This window comes from Moorena sp. SIO3I8 (assembly GCF_010692325.1).
Classification (GTDB): Bacteria; Cyanobacteriota; Cyanobacteriia; order Cyanobacteriales; family Coleofasciculaceae; genus Moorena.
Genome location: NZ_JAAHHW010000002.1, coordinates 15,837 through 36,119, shown reverse-complemented (window position 1 = coordinate 36,119; position 20,283 = coordinate 15,837). Strand labels below are relative to the sequence as shown.

The window sequence follows — 20,283 nt, the reverse complement described above, 5'->3', positions numbered from 1 at the left end:
TGATGAGTAATTCTATTCTGAACCAGAACTATGACCCTGCCCTTGGGGCTGAGCTGGTGACCCTGGCGACCTTGGCCAATAAGTCCTTGAGTAGTTTGTTTGTACCTGGGTGGGACTTACTGTTCAAGTACACCAGCTCAAGCATGTACGGGAGTTGCCAGTACTATCTGGCAATGAAAACCTACGATAGTCAAGCAGTCTGTGCAGTGGTCACAGGAGCTTTGTGGCGTAGTTTTATCTCCTTCTATACGCCCCAAGACAATCATATCTTCACCTCGTTGGGTAGCAATATAGTTGGCAGCAAGGCTGTCAATGCTTTCACCCATCAACTGAGGTTGCAGCAAGTACAAGATGATCTCAAAGATATATCACAAACCTTGGCCAAGATCGATAATCCTGATGGGGGCGAGAAGTTGAACCAGGCAGCATTGGCACTGCAATCTCGTTGTGACCAACTGTCTCAATTAGCCCCTAACGATCCTCAATGGCAGTCTTTTCACCAAAGAACTGCAGGCTTAGTTAGCACCCTCCAAGATTTGGCAAAAAGTCCACAAGGCGGCGACATGGCTAAAATTGGTGATGCCATTCGTTGTCATCAAAGCGATTTAAGCCAATTGCGTCAAGGGATCAGGAGCACAAGTCAGGATGCGGAAATCGATACAGGTTTTTCGCTGATGTACCGTGCTATTCGCGGTAGTCTACTGGATGATTTGCAAAAGGTTAAGCAGCAGATTCCTGCCTTCCAAACCACCATGCCAGTGATCTGTGCTGGTCTCGGTCCTGGCGGCCCTATTGCCCAATTAGCTTCCCTAGACCTGCGACCCGGTAATGGCAACTCACCGGCAACTTCTATCCAGGCTTATGCCTATTCTTGTCCGGCCTACGGCAATGGGGATTATCAGAGTTTATACAACAGTGCAGTAACGGCCAGTTTTAGGGTGCAGGCCGAGGCAGATCTGTTCCCTAGTCTTCCAGATCAGACGACTGGTTACGTGCAGGTGGGAACTGAGGAATCACTGCCCTTAAATATTCCTACCTACGATTCACCTTGGGTTGAGCGGGATGGCCCCTATTACAACCAATTACTCACCCAGAGCAATCCTGGTAGTGGGGGACCAGGCACCGTTAGCAGTGTGACTGGTTTCAGTCAAGCGTTAGCTTTTGCCCTGGGTCAGCTTTGTGCTGTGGCTTATCAAATGTTCCAGCACCCTGGCAGTACACCGAGTTTCTCTTACACACCCTATGTCCTCAAGCAGAATCTAACCCTGAATGGTGCGGTGTGGGCGAGTGTGTTCGAAGGGCCAGATAATTTGGTGTTGGCCCTCCGAGGAACAGTCAGTTGGTTGGAATTGATGACAATTGTCAGCGATTCATTTCCTGGCTATCCCAGTTGGCTAACCACTAGCTTTGGCTCTTACGCCAAGTCTTTGGTCGATCTATATGCAAGTGGCCGCGATACTGTTCGTCAGGCTTTAAATGGTTTGGATAACAAACCTGTGCTAGTCACCGGGCATGGTAGCGGCGGTGCGCTGGCTAACTTGATTGCAGTAGATCTAGATCAAAACCCACTGACAGGTCAGCGCAGTTTGGCTGCTGTGTATACCTTTGGGGCAACACCAGCAGCAACGCCAATCTTCGCTACGCAATATGACACTATTTTAGCTGGCAGGAATTACCAAGTGGCTCGTCCCCAGGATATTATGCCTAATTTACCTTTACTCGGTTTCTTTGTGCCCCAAGGACAGCTTGTAACGCTCTCCGGTGGTAGTTTTAACCCATACAACGGAGCCACTTTTCATGGTTTATTAACCTACCTGGCGTTACTCAACACGGGGAACTAGCGATATGTCCAGCAGGGAGATAACTCAAACAACTCCTCACTCCTCCTATTTTCTAAACTTACTGTCTTACCATGGGGTTGAGCTGGCAGAGCTGGGCGATCGGGTGTTACAACCCCTTCCGGGTGAGTCGCAACTGGTGTTGGACTGGCAGAGTGAACGTTCTCAGGTGCAACCGCTGCGGGTTAAACGGAATCATATTGCTCTGTTCGCAGCCTCACGTCTGGTGTTGGGTGAAGGGCAACAGATGATCGTCAGGGGACCGATGGCAGAGCGAGTGGTCTTGATAGTCGATGAGATTTCTGTTGCTGATAGCACAAAACTGGTGTTCGAAGCACCCACTGAGGTAGTGGTTGAGCGCTTAGTGTCGGCTGGTTCTTCATCGAGTCAATTTGTCAGTCAAGGGATTGATGGCGCACCAGGTGTTGAGGGTGTAGCTGGTGCACCAGGAGCAACGGGTGCTGAACCGAATGGCCCTGGAGGTCATGGTGGCGCTGGTGGCTCAGGTACCAATGGACAGGACGGTCTTGATGCTCCCAATGTAACCTTTGCTGTAGCTGAGCTCAGTGGTTCCATTCAGTTCGCCGTATTGCCAGGTCGCGGCGGTGCTGGCGGCAATGGCGGGAAGGGAGGTCAAGGGGGGCGTGGGGGCTATGGTCCGGATAACAGCATGGGAATTGGAGGGACTGGCGGCAACGGCGGACCTGGGGGTGCAGGTGGTGCTGGGGGACGGGGCGGTACGATGCAGGTGTATTACCACAGTATAGCTTCGAATACCCAATTAACCACCGAGACACCAATCGGTCAAGGAGGTGTCGGAGGAGAAGGGGGACGCCCTGGCATTCCTGGCCTTGGACATCCGGACGGGTCTTTGGGTTACCCCGGCAGTAATGGTAGTGTTGGCCCCCAGGGAAGCGCTGGTTCAGTGATTATCACAAAGGTTTAAAGGCATATTAATACCGTTTTGGCTTGAAGTTGAATTTTGCCCCTTACCCGGTGTACACGGGGCATACCTCAAAAAATTTAACTTCAAGCAATTTTCAAGCAATTGGGTATCAGCTATTTTCCCAGAGCAATGCTCGCATTGCGCTTATAACTCCTATTAACAATTTCAGAAAAGGTAACTCCTATGGTAGCGACAGCTCAGAAAATACGAACCTTGGAGGCTGATGTTGTCCCTCTCAGCACAAGTCTGGACAATATCCAAGCTCGTGAAGCAGCTGCAGAATTTGCCACCAATGCGCTGGCTGTGCTGCAAGACTCTGACAATGGGAGTGATGGTTTTGATAGCTCGAAAATTTCACCCGCTCTGATCAAACTGGGCGTCGCGATCGGTCTTCTTGAGGCCGTACCCAATGAGCAGGATAGTTATCAGCTGAACCAAACCTGGTTTGAGAACCCATTGGGGGTTACTGGCGAGAATCTCAAAACCAATGGTGCCACGATTGCGTCTTTGCTGGCTGAGTTGTTAGGAGAAGTTGCTGCCAATGAACTGGGAATTCCATCTCAGGATTTGGGGGCTCTTGGTGTCTGGAACCCCATTCCTAACCCTAAAACTGATCAGCCGACAGGTTTCTATTTGGTTAACTACCCCAAAGATCAAGACAATCCTGCTGAGGATCAGATATTTGGCATTGGTGTATTGCACAGTTGGGATTTTGGAACCAGTGCTTCTGGGCCGAGCAAGGGACCGAGTCAGATAGATGTGAGGGTTTGGGGACTGTTACCCCTCCTGGAAATTGGTGATAACGGTCTGGACTTGGTTTTAGGACAGCAGGGTTATCCCCTTAACATGGGTGCGTTTGTGGGTGGTGCTGATAACCAGCCAATCCTTGATGAACAGGGACTGTCTTTTAACGGCGTTAAATTTTCGGCATTGCTTGATGTGCTGGGTGATCCTGTCATCCAATTATCGGTGGTGTTAGAGCAGTTGCAACTACCTACTGAGACGGCTCCAGCCGATCGTAACCTGAGTGAAATTGCCCAAATTACCCCTCCAGAGTTACTGGCAACGATTTCTACCCTGTTTGTTGCTGCTCTGGAGCGTTTTTTAGGCCAAGACAGCAAGGCTGCCTACTTGTTGCCGATTTTCGGGCTGTCACCCATGGTGCCCAACAGCGAGGTGCGTTTGCCTCTATTGCGCTGGGATTTGCTCTTATCCCAAGCTCAATCGGGTGGCTCTCTGGGTACTCCCTTTATCAATTGGTTCAACGACCTACTGAATACTGAGTCTGCCTTTGCCACCTGGATGAATGCGATCTCCAGTTTGCTAGGCAACCAGTCACCTGAAGTTCAAGGGAGTGGCACTCAAGCCGATCCCTACAGCGTAGTGTTGCTCAGTGATGATGCAATTGGAACCCTGTCATTGACCGCAGTCAGCAATGTAGACACTGTGGGGACACGCTATCTATTACCTGGGTTTCACTTTGCTGGCAAGGGGAAGCAATTGGGATCTACTCCCGTTCAGATCGTGGTTCAGGGACAGGTAGACTTGGCTCAGTTTTCTCTCTCCACCAGTGGTCAGTTTGGTGTCAGCACCCAGTTTTTGCAGTTGGCAATGGGGTTTGCCCTAACCAATACGACGAGTGGGGATCCCCTGTTTGAGGGTACGATTGATCAGGATAGTTACCGCTTTGGCAGCTTGAGTGGCGGAGTCTCTGTATTACACAGTAGTAGCGGGGGGTTGCGAGTCGTTCCGGCCTTCCAACTGGTAGATGTTGCTACTCCCACTGGAGAGTATGACAGGATTGATCTGACCCAGCCTGGTCAATTGGTGGAGCAGGCGATTAATGAACTCTACCAACTGATTGACAATGCCCTGCAGGAGCTTTTTGGCCTGACGGATCAATCTAGTTATGGTCATCAGGCCGCTATCCTATTGGGGGTTCTTCCACCAGATCTTCCGGCAGGGGTGACCTGGCCCAGTAATTTGACACCACCTTTCAACGCTAGTCAGTTAATCGATTCTTTCCAAGACCCAGTGGCGGCTCTGGCTAGTTACTATAGGCACTTGGTGTCTGGCAGTGATGTTGGGGGGAAAGTGCCTTTTTATTACTTATTAGAGGCGCTAGGTAACCTTCTGAACACCGCGAACAGACCCGCCATTAGTATTGGTGGACAGGGAAGCCTCAGTGATCCCTGGTTAATTCAACTGACGGATGAGAGCTTGCCTGCTTCCTTGGCGGTTAGTATCGATCGTAGCAACCCGGATATACCCCGCCTGACGCTGGGTTTACAGCTTGCTCCCCAAATTAACTTTGGTAGTAGTATTGAACTTGACTTAGCCATCACTGTTCAAGCTCTAGCCCTCGATTTGCCCACAACAAACTCAGCCTTAGTCGCGCAAATCTTTCCTGGTCTTGGTGCACAATTAAGCTTGCCTCAAACCTTCACCACTCCCACTGTCGCTGGTGCTGCAGTTAGTATTTCTGAGTTAGCTTTCTATGGGTTCTGGTCGCCTTATGGAGCCTGGGAATGGAACCTGAAAGCGGGTCAGCCAGCAGTCATTGTTGATGGCAACAATTTGCCAGTGGGCCAGCCCATGGAGTTAAGCGATAGTGATTCCCTTGCTGAACTCGTCACAAAGCAAGCAGCTACCTTTGCTCCCATTGTTGTAGCACTGATGGGTATAGCGGTATACCGTACGGGTAGCCGCCCTGGTCTGGCTTTGAACGCTATCTTCGGGTTGTTGCCCAACTTAACCCCCTTTGTGCCTAGCGGTCTGCAGTGGCCTCAAGATATGCCAGTGATGACCCCAAACAGTTTTTCTGATCCAATTGGGGATATTAAAAAACAACTGAATGCACTGCTAGCCAATACACAGCGAACTGAAGCCGTTATGGCTCTACTAGGCTGGTCAGTTGACAGTGCTGCCCAGGTACCGACAGTGATTGGCAGTGGTAGCTACACTCAACCCTTCGCTGTGCCAGTACAATTACCGGGGGATCTGGATCTGGCGATTTGGACCTTCAATGCTGGTCAGACATTAGGTCTTGGTCTACAACGGCGGGTACAAGCTACGCTCGGTGATGTTGCCACCGATACCCAACTCTTATTGCGGATAGTGGAAGTTGGCCTAACGGGTTCTGTGCCGACACAGGATTTTCTACCCAGCTTTCGCTTACAAAGCCAGCTCACTCCCTCGTCGCCACTGCCGATCAATGATGGTAGTGATAATGATAGCCAGCTGATTTCAGTCGTTTTTGGTTTGGAAGTAGCTCTCGATTCAGGTAACCTGGCATTACAGCCGCAAGTGGTCGTCAATATTCGTGATCAAAATGGCGATCGCACCATTGACTTGCAGCAGTTGCAAGGAAGCAGTAGCCAATTCCAGGTCTCTTTCTATGCCGTCGTCAACCTGGCAATGGCTCAATTGCTGACTCCAATGTTGAGCCACACCACCGTCAAACTGACTTATGACTTGTTGAGCTTGATCAACCTCACTCTACCCCTCAATGATCAACAGACTCAATGTGCTATTGACACCGCTGGCTGGACTGCGATGCTGGCCGATCCGCTGGGCTTCTTCCGACAACGAGGAACAGCTTTGTTCATGGTTCCTGAGACCCGTGCCCAAGCCATTAGCTGGCTAGAAGCTGTTATTGGCATTACGCTACCCACTATTCCTGAACCCCTGTTGCAAGTTTTAGCAGCACTAGAATTAGTAGAACCATCAGCCCAAGCCTATGCACCTCGGCTCTACGATTGGGTAGCTATTATTGCCAATCCATCGCAACAACTACAGAATCGCTTTACGGCTCTCATTCAGGATCAAGCAAAATCTTCAGCGCTGATGGGTGCCTTAGCGACCCAGACAGATCCAATTACTGTCGGTCCCGTGCAACTAACCGTATCAGAAGGGGCCGTCATTGAGCTTTCTATCCTCAAGGATCAACTACCAACTCTAGGTGACATCCTTACAGTTAACGGCAATCTCAAATTCGATTTGCGCACCCACCAGCTCACTGCCACCCTCGGCCTATACAGCCCACCAGTCAAACTAGCAGTAATGTCAGCCCTTAGCATAACAGTTGCTGACCAGATCGAAGCTGAGCTAAACATCAACCTAGCCTGGGGTGACGGTAGCCAGCCAATGCCAGAGACCCTGACTCTCTACCCCTTCAGCAGTAACCAGTTCATCGATCAGGTTACGGTATTGGCACCCACCTTTGCCCTATCCACTTTCTTTACCCAAGTAGTGGATGCCCGTTTGTTAACCAATTATCCGCTGGCACGAACTGTCCTTTCCGCTTTTGGCCTCGTGTTTGAAGATACCAATGGCCATTGGTACACCAAATCACCCTTAGGATTATTTAAGGATCCCCTTGGCTGGTTGCTGGGAGATGCAGTATTGGGTCAAGATGGCCACCTCAACATTGCCACGCTCAGTCGCATCTTGGCAACAGTCAGTGAAACCCAAGCCAGCAATGGTATTGGTATTAAACCCATTGCTAACGGTGCCCGCATTTTCGGTTTACCCTATGGCCAGCAGATCGATTTAGTAGCTGACACTCAAGCAGAATTATTTACCATTACTCCTGGTCTCTCAGACAACACTCCTTTGTCCCTGGTCAACAATGTTTCCCTACAAGCACTTTCTTTCTCCTTATCCCTCGGAGCCAACTTTCAGCCTGGATTTGCTGGCAACATTGCGGTAAGTGGTAAGGTGACCAATAGTACGACGCTGTTGGTTCAAGGCGGTTATGACAAAGGCTTTTTGCTCTCTGCGGGTCAAATGGAAGGAGAAACCAAAAAGCTATTTCAAATTTTGCCCTTCCCGGGTTGGCAGACATTAGTAGTACAGGCAGCTCAGCAAGTCGCTCAGGCTCTGTTGCGGGAACTCACCGACAAACTTCTTGATCAATTATCAAGACTTGGTTCCGATACAGCATCATTTATTACCAACCTACGAAATGCGGGTACTGCCTTGGATGTCGCTGGACTTGTTAATACTCTGATTAGCAACAGTGACAAGGGAGCTGATGTGATTGCTACAGATGCTCTTCGCTGGCTTAGCGCTCGCTTGTCTAGTGACAATGCCTCAGCCACGGTGGAAGCAGTGGCTGGACTTATCAGCCCTTATTTTGATGGTGTCAGCACTGATGCAGGTCTGATCAAGTATCGGCCATCTGACAAAGTACCGATCACCTTAGTTACAGGTGTTCAATCTTTAGATAACACGCGGCAGGTTGGTTTGTGGTTAGAACTCAATCTACCTGCTAGCAGTAAGTTGCTGATTAACTTTGAACCTACTGGAGTGGGTATTCCAGTTCAGGACGATGGTACTTTAGTGACAAACTTTGAACCTCAGCTCAATTTCCAATTGTCGGTTCTAGTAGCTTTGGAAGGTGATACAGGTCCGAAGTTAGGTCTGCGATTCAATACTGAAACGAAGACGCTTGTTCTAGGCATTGATCCTGCTGGTCAGACAGATAAAAATAGCCGTTATTATCGTGAGCTATTGCCAACCTTTTTTAGTGAAAGCGATCCCTCGCAATATGGTAGTGCAGTCATCAGTTGGCTGGAATCTATCCTGATTAATATTGTGCCTCGCTATCTGTCGATCATAGTGCTCAATCAAACTAGAGTCAGTCAGTGGTTAGATCAACCCCTATTTCCTGGAGGTAAAGGTCCGAAAGCGGGCAATGTCCTCATCGCCTCCCAGTTGTTGACGCAGGAAGGTCCCAATAACCTCTACATGCTCAACAGTCTCAGTAATCTGGAGGCTCTCACCCTACCCAAATTTCTGGCAGGCTTCCTGCGTGCACTTTTGGCTGAGTCCTTCCAACTGATCGAGATCGGTAGCAAAGGTGGCATCTGGCTTGGTCCTCGGCAAGGTATGGACAACTACTTTGGTGTGCGGGTCATGGTTCCTGACTTAACGCTGAAAGCTGTCCCCTATATCACCTTCCAGCTTGGAGACGAGGACACAGAGTGGATCCAAAATGCCGGTGGTGATGCCAATCTAGAAGGGGGCGTTGCCCTGTATCTTCCCATCAGCACTGAAGGACCAGATTTCGGCAATCTCTTGTTAGAACTAGTCAATATTGGTCTAGATTTTCACGGTAAGCAGAACCAAAACCTAGTTCAACTCAGCCGATTTAGCTTACGGGCTATACAGCCTCGGGGCCTGATCACCTTCGACTTCAGCAAACCTGACCCTGTCCAATCTTATGGGGGTGGAGTTACCCTCACTCAGATCGGTATTTCCCTAGCGCCTAACATTGCATCTGGAAAATCAGCCAACCCTGTTGCCCAAAATCTTTTGGGTTCTGGTACTCCTCAATCAACTCCACAAGGCTCCTCAGATAAGCAGAATCCTGCTACCAATCCCTCGTTTTCTGTACGCACGTCCTATGTCAAGCATCTCTATGTAGAATTGTTCAATGATGAAGGTGATAGCACTACTGAGCTCTGGTTTCCTGTACAGCGCAGCTTCGGCCCCTTACATGCCAATAAGATCGGGGTGGGCTGGGAGCAGAGCGATAAGCTGCTCGACATGTTATTTGATGGCAGCGTATCCCTGGCAGGGCTGTATGTTGGCTTAGAGGGGCTTAAAGTCGGAGTGCCTGTTACCACCCCGCTAGATTTTGACAGTTACAGTTTGGCTTTAGCTGGCTTGGAAGTCTCCTTTGAAAGTGGCTCTGTGGCTCTTTCTGGTGGCTTTCTGAAAAACGACAATCCCCTACGTTATGATGGATCAGTCATGGTTAAGGCAGCCAGCTTCTCGCTAATGGCCTTAGGTTCCTACGCACTGGTGCCAGTGGATCAAGATAAACCTGATGGTGAGAAGGCTCCTTCCCTCTTTATCTTCGTTAACCTCAATATTCCCCTTGGGCCTGATCCAGCCTTTTTCATCACGGGCATTGCTGCTGGCTTTGCCTATAACCGCAACCTGCAGTTACCAGAACCAGGAGCTATCAATACTTATCCTCTGGTACAGGGAGCGGTGAGTAGCTCAGTATTTGGCGGTGATAGTGCTACCCCAGAATCAGCTCTGACACAACTATCAGAGGTGGTATATCCAGAAATTGGCCAATACTGGGTTGCTGCTGGTCTGCAATTTACCACCTATGAACTACTCAGCACCTTTGCCATGTTAGTGGTGCGTTTTGGCAAAGAGTTTGCTCTTGATCTCATTGGTGTCAGCTCCGCATCATTTCCTCCAGCAGTATCGCCATCAGCTGCTTTGGCCTATGTGGAACTGGGTCTGTTGGTATCTTTTCACCCAGATGACGGTGTCCTCTCAGCGCGGGCCCAGCTAACCCCCAATTCCTTTTTGCTTGCTCCAGACTGTCGTCTCACAGGTGGCTTTGCCGCTTTCTTGTGGTTCAGCGGTGAGTATGCTGGAGATTTCGTCATCACCTTAGGGGGCTATAACCCAGCATTCAAGGTTCCAGAGCAGTATCCCTTAGTGCCCCGACTGGGCTTTAACTGGCCCCAAAACCTGGGTGTTGGTTCCCTAATCATTGATGGTGGTGCCTACTTTGCTCTGACTCCTTCAGCGATCATGGCCGGTGGTTACTTACGGGCTCTGTTCCAGCTCGGCCCGTTACGCGCTTGGTTTGACGCTGGCGTGAATTTTCTGATTCAGTGGCAGCCCTTCTACTTTGATCTAGAAGGTCATGTATCAATAGGAGCCTCCATAAGTGTCACAATTGCTGGAGTTAGGGTTACCCTCAGTGCTCAAATTGGTGCCAAGCTCCACATGTGGGGGCCTCCTATTGCAGGTGAAGTAGGCGTGGACTGGTATGTTATTTCCTTTACTATTCCCTTTGGGGACACCAATCAATCTCTACCCAGTTCCCAGCCTTTAGGTTGGGACAGCTTCCAGGAAAACTTTTTGCCGCCTCTGCAGACCGATCAAGGGCAAAGTACACAGGGCCTTGTCGAGCGTGCCCCCCATCCACAATTGTTGCAGCTACAAGCGAATACCACGCCCCTGACTCAGGCTTACACAGTACTTAAGCTTCAGGTTAAACAGGGATTGGTGGACGATTATCCGAATCTGGGTTGGTTCATCCAATCACCGTTTGTCCTGCAAGCTACTACTGTCATACCTGCCACTATTGTGAGCTTTGGCGGCAGTACGACCACGTTTAGTGGCCCAGGTGTGGGTATTCAACCCATGGCTCAGCCCTCCATCACTAGTCCGCTCCAAATCACTTTACAAGGATTGAACAGCAGCACCCAAACTTGGGAAACGGTGAATCTGGATGCACGAGGTATCCAGCTAGCCACACAACGGAATGGTGCCCCAGGAGCCCTCTGGTCAAAGACAGCTTTCGATCCGAATGGTGTGCCTGAGGCGAAAACTATTCCTAATAGTATTATGGGCATCACCCTTACAGGTTCCCAGGTATTAACTTATGTTCCTGTTGGTCCTATAGCACTCTCTACCCTGGCATATGTGGATCTCGGTCCGTTACCCTTGCCTTTTACCTGGACCCCCCAATACATAGCCAAGACGTTACCCAGCCAGAATATGCGCGCTCAAGTAATTTCTGACACTATTATGGATCTAGTGCATGTTATTCCTCTACGCAATGGGATGCTGGCTGCTCTACGTGCCGTGGGCCAACCTGCTCTGAATAATCCTAGTCTGGTGGTTTTGCAGGCTAATGTGGCTAATGTATATCAGTCTCCACCGAGTCTCGCACCCCTTGGAGTAGACCTTGCTGAGGTACCAACAGAGGCTACTCTAGTTAGTCTACGGCCGACACCACAGGTTCGTAGTTTAGCTACGGTTGGAGAGAGTAATGGAAATCCTAAGAGCAAAGTGATTGGTACTGTTCGTCGTTATCGGGTTGGTACAAGGTGTTGTTGTTTGGGTAAAGGGACACGACGATTAAATAATGTTACCCGTCCCGTAGCTCGCGCCAAGTGGCAGTCAGGTGAACCTGTTGGGACTACTCATAGCGAAGAAGGTCTTAAGGTAGCAATAACAACAGGTGCCACTGCTCTGCTTAAGTTGAATACAAATGCTGCCAAGGAGGTCACATTCACTGGTCAGTTACCGCTACGCTTATTAAGTTTTAACGAGAGTCAGGAACTGATCCAGCATGTCGTCGTTGATCCGTGTCAGGCTAACTCCCACGTTTTACCAGAGATCGCCGAAGAACTGGTTGCAACTGGCACTGTTAGTAGTGCTGATACTGTCAGTGGTTGGCATATCGATAGTGAGTGGACTCGCCTTAACCAGTATTACTTTATGGGTGATTGCTGCGTGATACGCACCCAGGCACCACCGCGACCTCATAAGCGACAGCGTCGTGGTCAGGTGTTAGCGAACACAGTGCTCAAGGCTAACCAGGTACAGGGGGGTGCTGGGCAATTGTTACCGGGTTGGGTTGAAACACTGTTCCATAACAGTCCTGTTAGTATTGCTATAATCGTGCGGGGCAGTACTATGCCTCGGATTCAGTTATTGTGGACTGAGGAACTGGCTAATCCGGTCTATGCAGAGGAGGCTGTCGTATCTGTTCCTTCTATAGAAATAGGCGATTTAAGAGTTTACTTGTATGATGTACCCCCTCGACCTCAGACTGTCTCTGCCCAGTTGGCAGTCCTAATTCGTCCATCAGCGAGTGCGAGTACTGAAGATATTCAAGGGGTTTTGGGTTTTGCTCAAACTGCTGAAGCGTTGCAACAGTCTGGGTTAGCTGGGGAGCTGGTTGGTGATACCTATACCCTGAGCCACATCCCCCCAGAGACCTGTCAACTGTCGATCACCTAGCTAACCAACCTACCAACGATGCTTTTCGTTATAACCTTAGCTACGACTAATAGCGCCCATAAGTAATAATCTCTATGACTAATATCGCCCTCGCCACCGCCAACGAAGACCTCAAGCCAGGTCAAGTGCGCTTTTATGCTGCTGCTGAACCACCCTTGCAAGCTGGTGGTTATCAGTTTTTGGCTCAGCAGACTATAGAAAATCTAAAATCCCAGCCTGATAATAACCTTTTCGGTACCCAGTCCCCCTTTGTTGTGACTGGGCCACGTTTTCGCCTGCCACCCCAGGATTTGCAATCTGTCTATCCACCTGCAAATGAGGTGGGTAATTATGAGGAATCTCTCTGTCATGTAGTGCTGCGTACCCGTACCTTACCGTGGGTGCGTACGATTGATGGCAGCACTAATAGTCGTGGTGATGCTGATGGTACAGTACCTCCTTGGTTGGCACTTCTGACCGTTTACCCTGAAGAAATCAACGGTACTCAGCCTATCACTATTACAGTAAACGATTTGATCGATCCTGGTGATGGTAGCATTTTACCCCCCACTTTAATTGATGCGGCTGATTTAACTGAGGAGGAAAGGAACAGCCAGTTGTTGGCAGTGGATTTGGATCTGGGGGTTTTCCAAGCAATTTCACCATCCTTAGTGGAGTTGCCTTTTCTAGCTCATGTGCGTGAGGTCAACACGGATCAAAAAGAAGTGTTGAACATGTTAGAGGATGGTTGGTTTTCTGTCGTAGTGGGCAATCGCCTGCCCAAAACTAACGCTGAAAATATTTGTTTTTTGGTATCTCTTGAAGGACACCAGGATCATCTCCATGGAAACTCAGGTATTCCTAGCAACTTCACCAAGATCCGCTTAGTGGTTTTAGCGCGATGGGCTTTTACTGCTGCAGCATCGCGAGGTAGTTTTCTGTACTATATGCAAAACCTCTGTGAGCGTGGTGGTATTGATTTGCTGCAGCCTACCCACACAGCTTTTCCATCTCCTGAGGGTGATTCGGTAACGCAACAGGCACAAACTGCTGTTCAGGAAGCCTTGGAAATTGGTTATATTCCCTTGCAAAACACCACCCGAACTGGAGAGGTAACGACTTCTTGGTATCGTGGTCCGTTGACACCAGTCCCCACTAAGCCTGATACGCTAGGACCGTATTTCTTTAGCGATCGAGCAATTCGCTACGACCCAGAAACTGGTCTGTTCAATATGGCATTTGCTAGTGCTTGGCAAATTGGCCAGCTCTTGGCTCTTTCGGATGCAGCTTTTGCCCGTGCTTTGTTTGAGTGGCGGCTTAATTACTACCAGCAACAACATGGTGCGGTAGCAGAAGAACACCTTCAGCAATTAACAATCCAGCCAACCTTACAAATGGGGCAAATTCCCAAAACTGAGGTTACTCCCATACTGCTCTCGGCCATGAATCTGCTTAGCCAAATGGTTACTGTTCCTACACAGCCCAGAGCCAGCATCCAAGCTCAGACCTCGACACCTGCTAAACGCATCAATCTAGTTCAACCTCATCATTGTCGTGACCAAGCTACTGGTCAGCTGCCTGGTGTGATTGACTCTAACCTATGGCAGAGTCAACTTACTGCTGGCAACGATGCTCTGCATCTATTGTTTCAACACCTGCAGCATCCTCTGACTGAAGATACCTAGGGCTCTGTCAACAGGTGGGATTGGCGCAACACCATCCCACCCACAAACACAAGCCTGTCAGGCTAGTAGTGAGTGGTATGTAGAAAAAAGTAAGGATTTGAGTTTGTGGGGTCTAGACCTACACTCCCCTAAGTCCTTACTTCTGGAAGACCAAATCCAAGATGCTTTAAGAGAAGAATCTGTGAACAACTCAACCCAAGGACACCAACAATTACTCAAAGTGTACCGAAAAGCGGTAGGTGTATCTACTGCTGCGGTCAAGCTAGCTACACAGGCTACTGAAACTGATACTCCTCTGCCTACTGCTGCGGTCAAGCTGTCTACACAGGCTACTGAAGCTGATACTCCTCCGCCAATTACCATTCCCGATAACATTGTTCAGTGGCTAGCACGTTTGATCCTCCTCTATGGTGTGCCCTTTGAGTACCTAGTACCTGATGCAGCTATGCTGCCTATTGAGTCAATTCGCTTTTTTTATATTGACCAAAACTGGACCAATCGCCTGATTGACGGTGCCGTTAACATTGCTCTTGGTTCCACTCAGGATTATGTACAGGTGCTTACCACTTTTGAAGAAACTGTACAAGCTGCTGCTTTGGCACAGCATAATGTGCGTGCTAAGCTGCGGGCTAAGCCTACAGTTGATAAGGCGGCAGTGGGAGGTACCCTTACTGGAGTGTTATTGCGCTCTGCTGTGGTCAGTGGCTGGCCAGGGTTAGAAGTTACTGCCTACAGCGATGAGGAAGGTACCAACGTCTTACCGCTCCTGCGTATGGATCGTGTCTCCAATAATGTACTGATCTGTCTGTTCAATGGTGTACCCCAGAGGATCGATTTTACTGAACCACCGGAGGGGCTAAATTTTGGGGTGATTAATGCGCCCGACTATGAAGTCGCCCTACGTGGCTTGGGAATCGGTGGCCATACAGCTGGGGAGCAGATTCTTGAGAATGGTGGTAATGCTGTTACTTCACCTATTACTTTTCGATGTGACACCCTCAGTTCTGGTGTACTAGATATTAATCAAATTAAGAATGACCTGATCGAGAATCTACAGGCTCAAGGTGCTTTAGACAAACCTCCTGTGTTTACGGCATCCCAGTTTGCTGTTCAGTTAGTCAAGGGTGCTGGTCGCCAGCAGTTTAAGACAGTCGAGAAAAGCTGTAAAGGTAATAACATCCTGGATAATGCATAAACTCCAGGTGGAATCAACAACCTGACACAGATAGGTGATTGAAGCAGTGAACTTCAAAGATGGGATTCGTGTTGATCAACGACCGGATTCAGCACTCAGCCAGGACGTTGCTTGATTCTTTTTCTTACACCACATTTGACAGCATTGCAAAAATCGAACCGGAACTTCTAGACAACTACCCCAATGGAGATGAACATAGGAAGCATGGAGCTGATAGACTTGCCAACCTTCAACTCCAACCTTTCTCTGGTTATATCCCCGTAACTCAAACAAGGGATTGGAGGGCATGACTGTCAAGTGGGAGCGATGAAATTCATGTCCCCAAACCGTTGCTCCGACAGGTAACAAGGGTCCATCGACCAAAGCAGTTGCCTGTCGATATCCTAAAGTAAGGGATTTTCCCATCACCGTAACCGTGGGTAATACCCCTACCATTGACCAAGATTTCCCGTCAAAATCTGTAATCTGCTCCCCCAAATACATCAATCCGCCACACTCAGCATAAGTGGGCATCCCTGACTCTATAGCTGTTCGCACTGACTCTCGCGCACTAGTATTTTCGGCGAGTTGCTCAGCAAAAACTTCTGGAAAACCACCACCAAAGTACATCCCTTGTATATCAGGAGGTAAAGTGGTATCGGTGAGGGGACTCCAATACACTAACTCTGCTCCTAGCTGTTCCAAACTATCGAGATTGTCTTGGTAATAGAAACTAAAAGCGCGATCGCATGCTACAGCAATTCGGATTAGAGCAGGTGGTCGGTTATTAGAGGTTACAAGTTGAAGGTTGGTAGGTTGCAGGTTGTCTAGAGAACTTTCAACCTGTAACCTCTTAACCTTCAACTCCGAAGAACCTTCAACCTGTAACCTCTTAACCTTCAACTCCGAAGAACCTTCAACCTGTAACCTCTTAACCTTCAACTCTAAGTGAAGATGCTCCCAATTAAAGCAATTCTGTCCTAGATCAGCAAGTCGGTTAATCAAAGCATCCAGTTGAGTAATTTCAGCAGTAGGTATCAAGCCCAAGTGCCGATCGGGAATAGTTATATTATCCTGACGCTGTAGCTCTCCTAATACAGGAATGTGTAACGGTTCGAGAGCATCCTTGAGCAATTCCAAATGGCGTGAGCTTCCGACTCGATTCAAAACTACCCCAGCTATGGTAATCCTGGGATCGAAGGATTGATAGCCATATGCGATCGCAGCCACGGAACGAGATAACCGAGAGCAATCCAACACTAATAACACTGGTATGTCTAACAGCCGCGCTACATGAGCTGTGCTGGCAAAATCATCCTTTCCTGATGCTCCATCAAATAACCCCATCACCCCTTCAATCAGGGCAGAATCTACTCCCTGGCAATGGCGATAAAAGCAATCTTTAACATAATCTTCAGAGGTTAATACTGGGTCTAAATTCCGACAAGGACGTCCCGTAACCCGCTGATGAAACATCGGGTCAATGTAATCCGGACCGACTTTAAAGGATTGAATTTTATAGTTACACTTGGATAAATACGACAATAGGGCGAGCGTAACTGTTGTTTTGCCCACCCCACTACGTTCACCAGCGATGATTAAAGCCATTGAAGAGTTGAAGGTTTAAGGTTTTAAGGTTAAAGTTTATGATCTCAACATTGAACGTGCAACTTGTTAACCTTCAACGCTTCTGTCAAACCTTCAACTTGTTACCGTCAACTTCAAAATTTCCTTGGTTACTGCCATACTTTCTTCGTATAGCATCTCCCGACCCCAGCGTTGTAATTGCTGAGAGAGCAAAAACTCTGTCTTCTGGTCAAATAAAGGCGATACCTGCTGAATGCGGCAAGACTGAGCACCACCACCAGCTTCCATCCGCATACAACCAGTGGTTTGTGAACACAATACAGTGCAGCAATCAGCTTGCAGGTTGGTCGAACCCAAGCGCAGGCTAATCAAATCACCTGCCACATCTCCGACATCAGCTACGGGGATAGCTGCCAATTCTGCTTCTACAGGTTGCTGGTTGGGTCTGATAAATTTAACACGCCGCAGGTCGTAATCCCCACCTTCTTTGAGATCAGACGTGGGAAGCCATTCTAAGCGAGATGCTAACCAACTCAGAAACATCAGTGCTTGAGCCTCATTCCCTTTTTCGTAATCAATGGTAACTTGATCAACTTCGTAGATTGCCCCACGACGTTCTGGTGGATCAAATGCTTCTGCGGTTAACTCTTGCCATGCTGCCAACCGTGCCCAATTCAGGTCAGCCACTGGTGTGCCCTGATTGATCAGCTCACACATTTGTGATAACTGTTCCTCTGGATTGTTAAAGCTACTTGAGTCAACAATGACGGTATTACTTAGCCCTGCTAAGCGTTGGAACAACCCATAATTAGGATCGGGAGTTCCCTTCCACCATAGGAATTTCGGCAGTTCTGGTAACATCAATTCCGAAATGACACCGCTAATCCGTTCCAACGCAGCAGCCGTGCCAGTTAGGGTGATGTATTCACAACATATTAATGTACTCTGGCTTTGCTTTTGAATGGGGCAAGAGGCAGATACCTGAGCCTTAACCCCTTCATCTTCTCCGGCAATAGGACAAAGGGCAATAATGCGACAGGGGTTAGAGGCTGCGATCGCATCGGCAATTCCAAATCCTTCTAAATCACCGGAATACTCTAGCTTCTTCTGGGTCTGTCCCTTCTGGACAGATTCATTGTATTCCTCCCGTAGTTTTGCCTTAGTCGCCTCATCTGCTTTACCCGTTCTTTCCAATCCGTAGGCTTTCTGTGCTGCCTTGAGAGCAGCCACCATGCGCGGGCCTAGGATACCATCAATTGGACCGGAATAATATCCCAGTGCTGCTAAGAGCTGCTGGGTTTCTTCGGGTTCATAAACCACTAAACTAAATGTGGTTGCCCTGATCGCACTGGGCGAATCACCGTTTTCACCATAGCTTTGCCAAATTTGACGCAGTTCCGCTTCAATTTCACCCAAAGAAACATCTTTGGGTGGTTGTATCGAAAGCACCGGAGGAGATTGTGTAGCCATAGCAATTCACTTGTTTTTTGTCAATAGTCATTAGTCACTAGTCATTATAGGACTTAGGCAAATCCCTCAATTTAACGCTACCTGTAGGGTGGGCAAGGTTTTGCCCACCCTACCCATTGAGTCTGTGCGTAAGTCCTGATTAGTCAGTAGTCACTAGTCAGTAGTGACTACTGACTAACTAACTTAAAGTCTGCGCCAACGACGCCCATCTCGATTAATGAGGTTTTCAGCTTCCTTCGGTTCCCAAGTTCCTGCTTCATACTGAGGTATCGATGCTGGGTCAGCCGGACCATCCCAAGCTGCTAAGGCTGGTGTCACTACCCGCCAGGCTTCTTCCACTTCATCAGCACGGGTAAACAAGGTTTGATCCCCTAACATACAGTCAAGTAACAGTCGATTATAGGCATCAGCGGTTGCCACACCAAAGGAAGAACCGTAGCTAAAGTCCATATCTACGGTGCGGGTGCGCAAATCTGGTCCTGGCCGTTTCGCCTCAAAACGCAGAGAAATTCCCTCATTGGGCTGCAAGCGCAGGGTTAAGACGTTGGGGCTAGTCTGCTGAGCAGCAGATTTAAAAATCATTAAGGGAACTTTACGAAACTGAATGGAGATCTCACTGACCTTCTTCGGCAGTCGTTTTCCCGTGCGCAGGTAAAAGGGAACTCCTTGCCAGCGCCAGTTATCAATCAGTAGCTTGAGGGCGACATAGGTGGGGGTAGTGGAATTGGGGTCAACCCCTTTCTCTTCCCGATACCCAGGCACTTGTTTGCCTTTCATCCAACCTGCTGCATACTGACCCCGCACTGCTGAATTTTCTAGATTATGAATATCTGCCAGGTGAGTAGCTTGAATCACCTTGACCTTTTCAGTACGGATACTGTCAGCGTCCAGAGCATTGGGAGCTTCCATGGCCGTTAGGCAAAATAGCTGCATCAAATGGTTCTGCACCATATCCCGCAGTGCGCCGGATTTGTCGTAGTAACCTGCCCGTTCCTCTACCCCTACCGATTCGCCTACGGTAATTTGGATATGGTCAACAAACTGGCGATTCCAAAGGGGCTCAAATATAGCATTACCAAAACGGAACACTAACAGATTCTGAACGGTTTCTTTGCCGAGATAGTGGTCAATGCGGTAAATTTGCTCTTCCTTGCAAACTTTTTGTACCACCCGGTTCAGAGATTGAGCTGAACTTAAATCCTTTCCGAAGGGTTTTTCAATTACCAAGCGCTGCTTGACTGGGTCACTCAACATTCCCGCTGCCCCCAATTGCTGGATGGCTTCTGTGAAGAATCTGGGAGCTACCGCTAAATAAAATACCCGGTTTCCCCGTGTTCCCCGTTTACCATCGAGTTCTGCCAAGAAGGCTTTCAGCTTCTGGTAACTTTCGGCTTTATCCATGTCACCGGAACAGTAAAACAGGCCATCGGCAAAGTCTTGCCACAACTCCTCCGATTGAATCCCGTCGGAAAATTCCTCAATTCCCTCCCGCATTTGTTCCCGGAAGTAGTCATGAGTCCAATCTCGACGGGCAACACCAACGATAGTAATTTCTGGTGGTAGACGTCGTTCTCGTTTAAGCTGGTAAAGTGCTGGTACGAGCTTGCGTTTAGTCAAATCTCCGGACGCGCCATAAATCACCATAATCAATGGTTCTGGCGTGCGCTCCTGTTGCAAGCCCACTCTTAAGGGATTTTCTAGCAGAGTAACCATCTTTGCCTATTGAAGGTGATCAGGGTGTTCGCGTAGCGTGGCCTTTTGGCCAAGGTTATCAGGTTAAAGGTTAAAGGTTGTTGTTACCCAGGTGTTCGTTTT

Annotated in this window: 8 protein-coding genes; 5 read left to right on the top strand and 3 right to left on the bottom strand. The window is 48.8% G+C overall.

Annotated features, from left to right (window positions below):
• The first annotated feature begins 2 nt into the window (after positions 1–2).
• The 5 genes from F6K51_RS00840 (at position 3) to F6K51_RS00820 (ending at position 15,432) form a co-directional block, all read left to right on the top strand.
• Positions 3–1,841 (top strand): hypothetical protein, encoded by a 1,839-nt coding sequence (locus F6K51_RS00840; protein WP_293017384.1) that lies wholly within the window; start codon positions 3–5, stop codon positions 1,839–1,841.
• A gap of 4 nt (positions 1,842–1,845) precedes the next feature.
• Positions 1,846–2,784, top strand: a complete 939-nt coding sequence (locus F6K51_RS00835) for a hypothetical protein (RefSeq protein WP_293017383.1) — start codon at positions 1,846–1,848, stop codon at positions 2,782–2,784.
• A 183-nt stretch (positions 2,785–2,967) separates the two neighbouring features.
• Positions 2,968–12,573, top strand: a complete 9,606-nt coding sequence (locus tag F6K51_RS00830) for a DUF6603 domain-containing protein (protein ID WP_293017382.1) — start codon at positions 2,968–2,970, stop codon at positions 12,571–12,573.
• A gap of 74 nt (positions 12,574–12,647) precedes the next feature.
• Positions 12,648–14,237: a hypothetical protein gene (locus F6K51_RS00825; protein ID WP_293017381.1), complete on the top strand. Its 1,590-nt coding sequence runs from the start codon at positions 12,648–12,650 to the stop codon at positions 14,235–14,237.
• Positions 14,238–14,334: 97 nt separating this feature from the next.
• A complete protein-coding gene (locus F6K51_RS00820) occupies positions 14,335–15,432 on the top strand; it encodes a hypothetical protein (protein WP_293017380.1) in 1,098 nt (365 codons plus the stop codon).
• A gap of 75 nt (positions 15,433–15,507) precedes the next feature.
• On the opposite strand, the gene F6K51_RS00815 is transcribed toward F6K51_RS00820, so the two are convergent.
• The 3 genes from F6K51_RS00815 to zwf all read right to left on the bottom strand — a co-directional run bounded on the left by F6K51_RS00815 (position 15,508) and on the right by zwf (position 20,181).
• Positions 15,508–17,019, bottom strand: a complete 1,512-nt coding sequence (locus F6K51_RS00815; RefSeq protein ID WP_293017379.1) for a cobyrinate a,c-diamide synthase — start codon at positions 17,017–17,019, stop codon at positions 15,508–15,510.
• Between the two features lie 93 nt (positions 17,020–17,112).
• On the bottom strand, positions 17,113–18,468 hold the full coding sequence (gene opcA / locus F6K51_RS00810) for a glucose-6-phosphate dehydrogenase assembly protein OpcA (RefSeq protein WP_293017378.1): 1,356 nt from the start codon (positions 18,466–18,468) through the stop codon (positions 17,113–17,115).
• Positions 18,469–18,651: 183 nt separating this feature from the next.
• Positions 18,652–20,181: a glucose-6-phosphate dehydrogenase gene (zwf, locus tag F6K51_RS00805; RefSeq protein WP_293017377.1), complete on the bottom strand. Its 1,530-nt coding sequence runs from the start codon at positions 20,179–20,181 to the stop codon at positions 18,652–18,654.
• Positions 20,182–20,283: the final 102 nt, after the last annotated feature.

Excerpts from the sequence above, each read along its gene's own strand:
- F6K51_RS00840 (WP_293017384.1), top strand. The coding sequence starts at position 3 with ATGAGTAATTCTATTCTGAACCAGAACTATGACCCTGCCCTTGGGGCT.
- F6K51_RS00835 (WP_293017383.1), top strand. The coding sequence starts at position 1,846 with ATGTCCAGCAGGGAGATAACTCAAACAACTCCTCACTCCTCCTATTTT.
- F6K51_RS00830 (WP_293017382.1), top strand. The coding sequence starts at position 2,968 with ATGGTAGCGACAGCTCAGAAAATACGAACCTTGGAGGCTGATGTTGTC.
- F6K51_RS00825 (WP_293017381.1), top strand. The coding sequence starts at position 12,648 with ATGACTAATATCGCCCTCGCCACCGCCAACGAAGACCTCAAGCCAGGT.
- F6K51_RS00815 (WP_293017379.1), bottom strand. The coding sequence starts at position 17,019 with ATGGCTTTAATCATCGCTGGTGAACGTAGTGGGGTGGGCAAAACAACA.
- opcA (WP_293017378.1), bottom strand. The coding sequence starts at position 18,468 with ATGGCTACACAATCTCCTCCGGTGCTTTCGATACAACCACCCAAAGAT.
- zwf (WP_293017377.1), bottom strand. The coding sequence starts at position 20,181 with ATGGTTACTCTGCTAGAAAATCCCTTAAGAGTGGGCTTGCAACAGGAG.